Source organism: Ferroplasma sp. Type II, assembly GCF_000496155.1.
In genome coordinates this window covers 1-8,173 of sequence record NZ_KI542791.1, presented here as the reverse complement: position 1 = coordinate 8,173, position 8,173 = coordinate 1, and the positions used below count along the sequence as shown (strand labels likewise).

The following is an 8,173-nucleotide window of genomic DNA, read 5'->3' as shown; positions in this document are numbered from 1 at the left end:
CATCTCATTTTCGGTCAGTATAAGTTTTCCATTATCCACTTCAAGTCTTCTTACCATGTATATGGATATCTATAGATAACTATTTAACCTTTTGTTACATTACCATTTATGTCAAGAATCGTATCCGGGGACATTAAGGATAAACTGCATGAACTTGACAGCATCCTATCAAAGAAATATGTACTTGAACACCCTAAAAAGGAAAGGGACTGGAGAACCTACGAGCAAGAATTTGCACAGAGAATCAAGATGGCGATGGAGGATCTTGATCCATTGATAAATGAAGCTGTTTCAATGATACGGATAGTTCCAAGAGCTGGACATCCACATTCTCTCACCCTGGAACAGAGGGTCAAGCTGTTGATGATCAAGCAGCTTGTGGGTGAATCAAACAGGATGTTTGCAAACATGCTTGCCATATTCTCCATGTTATCAGGAATAGATGTATCATACAAAACCATAGAAAGACTATATTCAGATGAGGAGGTCATAATTGCAGTACACAACCTGCATGTACTCATACTGGGGAAAAAGGATATTACGAATTCCAGTGCAACAGGTGATGGTACAGGTTATTCCCTTACTGTGAAGAAGAACTATGAATCATATGCACAGAAGCTTAAGGATCTTGCCAAGGAGAATCCTAAAACCACTGGGGAAAAGGATGGAAAGAAATCAAAGTCACATAAGAAAAGATTGTTTGCATATTCATTTGCCATAATGGACCTTAAATCAAGGATGTACATTGCCTTCGGTTCATCAATGAAATCTGAGAGGAGTGCTTATGACAGAGCAATGGATCTTCTTTCCTCAATAGGTATAGAAATGGATTCCATACGACTGGACAGGTATTACTCCTCTCCATCATACATGGATAAACTTGGGGAAACAAAGGTATTCGTAATACCGAAGAAGAATTCCACACTGAATGGATCTCTGAAATGGAAAAAAACAATGAAAGATTTTATTGAGAATACCATGCCATACCTGGAAGAGTACCATCAGAGAAGCAATTCAGAATCTGGATTTGCTGCAGACAAGAAGATGCTTGGATGGAATGTAGCACAGAGAAGGGATGACAGAATAGATAATGCACTATTCTGCACCGGCGTGTGGCACAACCTGTTCAATATGGGTAGATTTTAGAATAGTGTCCCACACCCGGTAAATTATATAGGCAGAAAAGTTTTACATTTCACTTAGAATTCTTAATATTGAATCCCGATACTTTTTAAACTGTTCATAACTTTTCTTATGCGTTAAAACACTTGTATTCGGCTCTATCTCGTAATCTATTTTCAATCCGTATGATTTTGTTGTCGTTGGGTATCTGTCTATCATGCCATTACTTCTCATTGCAATTAACATTGCCCCCAATGTAGTGGGCTCAATTCCTGCAATTTCATATCTTAAGTTGGTAAGGGCAGCTACAACAGATCCAATATTTATTTTTGACATTCCCCCACCGGCAATAATTCCATTGAACTGTCGATCTCCCTCTCCATACATCAGGAGATTATCTATCATATCAACGGTTAAATATGCAAGGCTATGTACAATGGATGCTATCATGTCATTATTTGTTGTCCATTTATCAATGCCATAAAATCCAGCCCTAATTTCTGTATTAAATATAGGGCATCTCTCACCCTCAAGATATGGAAGAAAAATAACATTTCTAGGGTTCATGTCTATTTTATTTATATCTATGCTTCTTTTGAAATTTCTCTCAGCCCACTCTAAAATTGTGGAATACTGCGAATTGCATCCATTGATCAGATATTTCCCCTCGAAGTATATATCATTATAAAGTGTTTTGACATTTAGCGGGTTCTCCGAGACAAAACCGGCGCACAGGGTTGAACCATTGCTGATAAAAAATTTGTTAGAATCGATTCCAATGGATCCTAGAGCCGAAACTATGGTGTCAACCGTTCCTATACTAATAACCATATTTTTATACTCACATGAATATTCGGGGCTAACGAGTTCCGGCAATTTATTTGCTATCCCCAGATTCTCTACCATATAAGATTCCCAAAAGAAGGTTTTATGGTTCAGCAGGCCCCACTCTAGAGCCGTATTTACATCTTGCACCGGCATTTCAGAATTTTTGTTTATTTTTGTAAACAAAAAACCGTTAAGGTCTACTATCCATTTTGTCGCCGGTAATATATTTTTCACATGTTTTTCCATCCACTTAATTTTTTGATAGAAAAATTGAACGTTTGGAACATTTAAAGTAATTTTTCTTATATAATCGTAATCCAGTTCCTGCAAAAATTCTGATCCTTGCAGTGAATTATACGGTATTCCGGTGAGTGGAAGTTTTTCTGAGTTGATGCAAACAAGTATTGGCGCCATGGTTGACATACCCACATAGGACACACCACGATCATTAAGATTATTCAATAGTCTCAGATATATATGGGCAATGGTATTTACATCTATATTATCCCTGTCAAAAGTTCCATGGGGATATCTTATACTCCCAGAATCTAAAATCTTTCCATTAGCTGAATAGTATATAGCCCATTTAATGGAGGATGATCCTATATCTACACCAGCTATTAGTTTTTCTTTAACCATATAGTATAAAAACAGGAATATATTTACAAATATAATAATTCCTGTTGTAGAATAAGTGTTTAGCTTTTTATCAATCGAATGTTATAGCACCTTTCATTCCTTTTAATTCCCTTGAATATAAGAAAGCATCCTTAATTGTTTCTATTGGAAATGCCTTTGATATAATATTTTCAAGGTCTAAAATTTTATTATTGACAATACCCGCAGCCTCATTATAATGCTCCAGGGTTGTTCCAGTGGAACCTGTATAGGTTACCTGGTTATAATGCAATTGATTCATAGAGGTAGTTATTATAGAATCCTCCAATGACCCTCCAAATACGACAAGATAGGTGCCAGCATCAATAAATGTAAGAGCCTGGTCAAGGGCCTTTCTGTTTCCTATTGTAATATCAATAAAATCCATGTTGCCTTTTATATTTTCCAGGCTATCATGATCATGTACTATATCTATGGCCTTCGATGCCCCAAAATTTCTTGCCATTTGAAGCCTGGATTCAATAATGCCCGTAACATACACTTCTGGAACTTTATAATATTTTTTCAATAATTGTAGGTGTATCATTGCATTTGGCCCATCACCTATAATAATGGCTTTTCTTATTTTTTCCGGCCTGGCCAGGGAAAGGGCATTTATTGAAACAGCCACAGGCTCTACGAAGGTTCCTTCTATAAATGAAACATTATCTGATAATTGAATAACCATGCCATTTTTGATATAATCAGCTGGAATGCGCATGAATTCGCTATATCCTCCATCCACATTCACTCCCAGGCTTGTTAAATTTCTGCACATATTGTGAAGCCCCCTCAGGCATCTATCACATACCATGCAAGGGCTATCCGCAGCTACATTGACACGGGCCCCTACAGCAAATTCATCTGATTGCTCTTTTCAATTATGCCTGAAACCTCATGCCCCAAAATTCGGGGCGTGGCAATAGAACTTGAACCTGAATAAAATGCCTTCACATCTGTAGGGCAAACGCCAACTGCTTTTACTCTTAATAATAATTCTCCATCAGAAATCTGTGGAATATCTAAATCTTCAACTCTAATATTTTCCTTACCTAAATAAACGGCGGATTTCATTTTATATGATATAAAAGGTATTAAAAAATATTTGTTTTTATTTTTCCAGATTTTCTAAATCCACATTTTTGGAAATATAAGAATCTCCCAGCGTGTTAGTCTTATATTTTATTGCTATAAATATTACGGATGCAATTGCCAGGATAAATACAAATATTAATCCCCCAAAATATGGCTCTGTAAGATTGCTGTACCCCTGATAGAAAGAATATACAAACAATATTATTGCACCAGCAGGGGCAATAATTGAAATCAGGAGATTTCTGGGTGTCATAAGGTTGATCTTTTTTCTATGCAGGTATATGGCTAAGCTAAGATCAGGGATAATATGATGGATAAACCAAAAGGCGACAGCCATGCTCCCGGCCAGAAACAGCGCATCGAATACGCCCTGGCTTAAACCGTAAAAGTGTATCATTACAATCTCATCAACTACAGTTGCAAGTAATCCAATTACGAGATTCACTATTGCCGCATTTACCGGTGCACCCCGTTTTGAAATTTTTGTTAAGCTTTTTCCACCGAGGAAATTATCCCTGGACATGGAATAGAGAAGCCTTGCTGTGGTCATGCCAGGAACAAATCCACCAAATCCTTGCCCCAGTAGGGCGACAAATACGAACAGTACTGCCGCAGGAATTCCAAGATAGGGGATGAATGCCGCCAGTCCGGGACTGAGATCGCTTGTAAGGGCGCTTGCATGTGGAAGACCTACTGCTACCACTTCAGCATATATGGCTATTACACCCACGACAGTTGGTATTATGACCCCGATAACTATTGCCTTCCAGACATCTTTGAACGAAGCCTTGCCTTCTTCAGAAAAGAATAAGGGCACTCCATAACCAGTATAAAATAGGAATCCTGCCAGTATTACTCCCAAAAAGAGTCCACTTAAGCCACTGGGTGCGCTGGCAGGGTTAAATGCCTGCAGGGAATTATAGGGAGACCTTATTATAACTATGGCGGAGTAAATTACAAGTACTATTACTTGAAGTATTCCGGATATTATGACAATCTTCGCTGATATTGAAAGGTCAAGAACAGTAATTAAGAACATAGCAAACATAAATGCGATGGAAATCAGGATAAATAGCCATGACGGCAAAGAGTAATTAGAAATATATGTCAGTGAAGTATAAATAACATAAGCGAAGGCGGTAGAAGTTAAAACATCAAAAGAGAAGAAATAAAATAGATTTTCCAGGCCAACAAATTTGCCAACAGACTTTCCAAATGCAAGTTCGGCTAGCCCATAATAGCCTCCACTGAACGATGCAATTCTGCTGTATTCCAGGATAGGAACAGTTGCCAGTAATATCAAAACAGCTCCAATAATGGGAATCAAAGGTGCGGCAAATCCTCCAAATTCAACGGCAGCCGCCGCATTTGACACGGCCATTGCCATAGGATATATGGCAGCAACCGTCATGAAAGCCATGGCCCATAAACCAATTTTGTTTTTGCCAAGCGAATGCTTAACATTGTCACTCATTTTACCTGAACCTATATATTCTATTTAAACTTTTCTATAATCCTCCTGATCGTTTATATAAGATGGTTTATAAAGTGTTCCAGACAAATTTAATATAATACATGTGATTACAGCCTGATAATTATGGTTCAATATGGCAGAGAACATAGAATGTATAGACTGTTCAGGGGGAAGCGAATTTTGATAATGGCGATGGATCATGGAATTCCAATGGGAGAGCAAAAGGGGCTTTATGATATTGAGGCAACTATTAAAAAGAATTCCCCATACATTGACGCTGTTATACTTAACAAGGGAACGGTTCAAACTATAGACTCAAAGGTTTTAAACAGCGTGGAATTAATTTACAAACTAAATGGGGTAACGTCGCTGGCGCCTAATCCCTATGACCTTATTATGTTCACTGATGTGGAGGAGGCAATATCCTATGATCCTGTGGCCGTATCTTATGAGCTATATATTGGTGCCGAACAGGAACAACGCAGGTTAGAAGAACTTTCCAGGGTAATCAGGCAGGCCAATAAGTTTGATATTCCTATTATCAGCCATATATACCCTAATGCTGAGAACAAAAACCCTGAAATAATTTCACATTGCATAAGGCTTGGCCTGGAACTAGGAACGGACGTCATTAAAACATTCTATTTCCACGGGATGAAGGATCAGGTTCAAAGAACCAGAAGACCCATAGTAATAGCTGGCGGCGATAGAATGAATACTCCGCAAGATGTATTGAAATATGTGCAAAATGCAATGGACAGTGGTGTTAATGGCATAGCCATGGGGAGAAATCTATGGGGCTGGAATGAGGAAACACCAGATGTAGTTAAAAATGTATCAAAAATAGTGCACAGCTAATTTTTTTAAACAATAATTTTAGAGCTATGAATGCCACAGCCATTTACGGCGAAAGGAGCAGCTAGCTTTTCACTGTCCTTTACTTTGAGCTTTGATAAGGTTTTTCCTGTTGACCACTTTTAAAAATATGAGAATGAAACCAAGAAAATAAAATATTGATGAAAGCTCGAAAAGCCTGGAATATGCAAGTGCTCCCGTGCCCCTGAATATATAAAGCACTATGCCGTATATTAAGGGAGAAAATGCTGCGCCTATTTCGGTGGAAACAAGAAATATGGCCAGGTATTTGCCCACACTTCCATGTGGGACAATGAAGCTCAGGTATGAATTTGTAATAGTAAAATAATTTCCATATGCGATGCCTATAAGAGAACCAAGAATTAAGAACAGATAAAACGAATGTATAAATGAAATAAAGAATATGCTAAATCCGCTTATGAGTGGGAAGGAAAGTAGAAGAACATCCTTATTTATTCGATCTGATAATATTCCTATAGCCACAGTGGAAATAGCCGATATAACCAATATTGAAACTCCTGATATGGCAACATATATTGCCGCATTCTTAAGGCCAAGCGCATACTCAAAATAATAATATTCAAAAAACACCAGTCCAGAACTTCCTATTGTTATAAAGAAATTAGCTATAGCCATCCACTTAAATTTTCCAGATTTGCTGGCACTTCTAAGGACTTTTAGCAACCTCCTGCTGATAATCTCTGAATTGCTTATGTAGTCCTCCTTTTTAATTGTCAGCACCGTCACAGAGGCTCCTGCAATTATTGTTATAAGAATAAGAATTGAGGCAAGTTCTATTCTCCCCGTTCCAATGAGGAGCCCAGAAAGGCCAAATCCGAGGGCAGAGCCAATAAGAGTAAAAAACCCGCCGATTCCAGAGGACGCCCCTCTCTGTGATGGGGGTATCACGTCCCTGATCAGTGGCCTGTAAGATCCATATGCAACATTAGACCCAATTTCTATAAGAATATAAATAATAAATATGGCAGTCAGGCTATCCTTGATGAGGATAAAAAGCACAAGTGCAAACACGACAATAATAGACCCCAGTAAAATCATCGGCCTTCTCTTTCCAAGCCTTGAACGGATACGGTCGGATAATGTCCCTGAAATGAAGTTAAAGGCAATCCCTATAATTATGCCGAAAAAGGCAATGAGCCCAAGATAAATTGCCTGAACATCTACAGGCAGTAATAATTCTATCTCATATGGAAGAAACAATGATTCAAAAGAAGTCCAGAGATAATTGCTGCCAAGATATACGGAATTCATGCCAAAAATATACCTGAAGGACTTCAGGGAATACCTGCTCATTCACAATCAATATGAAAATAGCTTATAAATTAATCCTTTCTTATTTTATAAAACATCGCAAATCCTATGAAGAAGAATATGCCGGCAGCATAGAATACGTATCTGAAACCCAGTGAATACGAACTGGAAAAATAAAGAATAAGCCCATATATTAAGGGAGAAAGAGAGGATGCACCTCCGATAGCAATATTGTAATATCCCATAAACTTTCCAGAACTGCCTGGTGGTGCCATATCACTGGCAAGTGCATCTGAGACACTCATGAAAACTCCATAGGATATTCCTATTACAGAACCAAGCACAAGAAAATAAACAAATTTTTCGAATTCGGGAATAAGGATCATAGCTATTCCACCGATAACCGTTATATAAATAAGAATATTTTTTCTGCCTATTCTGTCAGATAACACACCGAAAACAAATGATGCGGCCGCAGATGCAATAAGCACCACAATGCCGGCTATTGAAACGTAATATGCTGGATTTGCATAATGCAATATATACTTAAAAAAATAAAGTTCGAAAAACGACAGACCAATAACTCCAGAAAACACCATAAAACTCCCAATTACTACATATATGTAGTTCTTTATGCCCTCCTTTAAATTGAACATGTCCATGAATAATTTTCCTATCCCTGGCTTGTCCTGTTTTATTATAATATCCGATTTCTTTATAGTATTTGCTGACAGGAAGGCAGTAATTATAACAACTATTGATATTAAAACAAGGACATATTGCCTGTAAGCTGTACCAATAAGAAAACCGGTAATGCTGTACCCCATCAGGGGATCCTCAGAGTCGACC

Annotated in this window: 7 protein-coding genes and 1 pseudogene; 2 read left to right on the top strand and 6 right to left on the bottom strand. The window is 37.9% G+C overall.

Annotation, left to right across the window (positions count from 1 at the left end; all coding sequences use genetic code 11):
* Positions 1-108 precede the first annotated feature (108 nt).
* A complete protein-coding gene (locus AMDU4_RS11525; RefSeq protein ID WP_021788104.1) occupies positions 109-1,146 on the top strand; it encodes a transposase in 1,038 nt (345 codons plus the stop codon).
* 42 nt (positions 1,147-1,188) lie between these two features.
* Here AMDU4_RS11525 and AMDU4_RS11520 read toward each other — a convergent pair whose 3' ends face one another.
* The 4 genes and pseudogenes from AMDU4_RS11520 to AMDU4_RS11505 form a co-directional block, all read right to left on the bottom strand.
* The gene (locus AMDU4_RS11520; RefSeq protein ID WP_021788144.1) at positions 1,189-2,589 is read right to left on the bottom strand and encodes an FGGY-family carbohydrate kinase; all 1,401 of its coding nucleotides are present in this window, start codon (positions 2,587-2,589) and stop codon (positions 1,189-1,191) included.
* A 70-nt stretch (positions 2,590-2,659) separates the two neighbouring features.
* Positions 2,660-3,154 carry a zinc-binding dehydrogenase gene (locus AMDU4_RS11515; protein WP_290705218.1) on the bottom strand — a complete coding sequence of 165 codons (495 nt, stop codon included), beginning with the start codon at positions 3,152-3,154 and terminating at the stop codon, positions 2,660-2,662.
* 210 nt (positions 3,155-3,364) lie between these two features.
* Positions 3,365-3,681: pseudogene (locus tag AMDU4_RS11510) on the bottom strand (alcohol dehydrogenase catalytic domain-containing protein); the annotation flags it as partial.
* Positions 3,682-3,718: 37 nt separating this feature from the next.
* Positions 3,719-5,176, bottom strand: coding sequence for an APC family permease (locus AMDU4_RS11505; protein ID WP_021788141.1), 1,458 nt, complete (start codon positions 5,174-5,176; stop codon positions 3,719-3,721).
* A gap of 123 nt (positions 5,177-5,299) precedes the next feature.
* Between AMDU4_RS11505 and AMDU4_RS11500 the strand changes: the two genes are divergently transcribed.
* Positions 5,300-6,034, top strand: coding sequence for a class I fructose-bisphosphate aldolase (locus AMDU4_RS11500; protein ID WP_021788140.1), 735 nt, complete (start codon positions 5,300-5,302; stop codon positions 6,032-6,034).
* 69 nt (positions 6,035-6,103) lie between these two features.
* Here AMDU4_RS11500 and AMDU4_RS11495 read toward each other — a convergent pair whose 3' ends face one another.
* Both AMDU4_RS11495 and AMDU4_RS11490 read right to left on the bottom strand, forming a co-directional pair.
* Positions 6,104-7,366 carry an MFS transporter gene (locus AMDU4_RS11495; protein ID WP_021788139.1) on the bottom strand — a complete coding sequence of 421 codons (1,263 nt, stop codon included), beginning with the start codon at positions 7,364-7,366 and terminating at the stop codon, positions 6,104-6,106.
* A gap of 29 nt (positions 7,367-7,395) precedes the next feature.
* On the bottom strand, positions 7,396-8,173 hold a 778-nt coding region (locus tag AMDU4_RS11490), incomplete at its 5' end, for an MFS transporter (protein WP_021788138.1).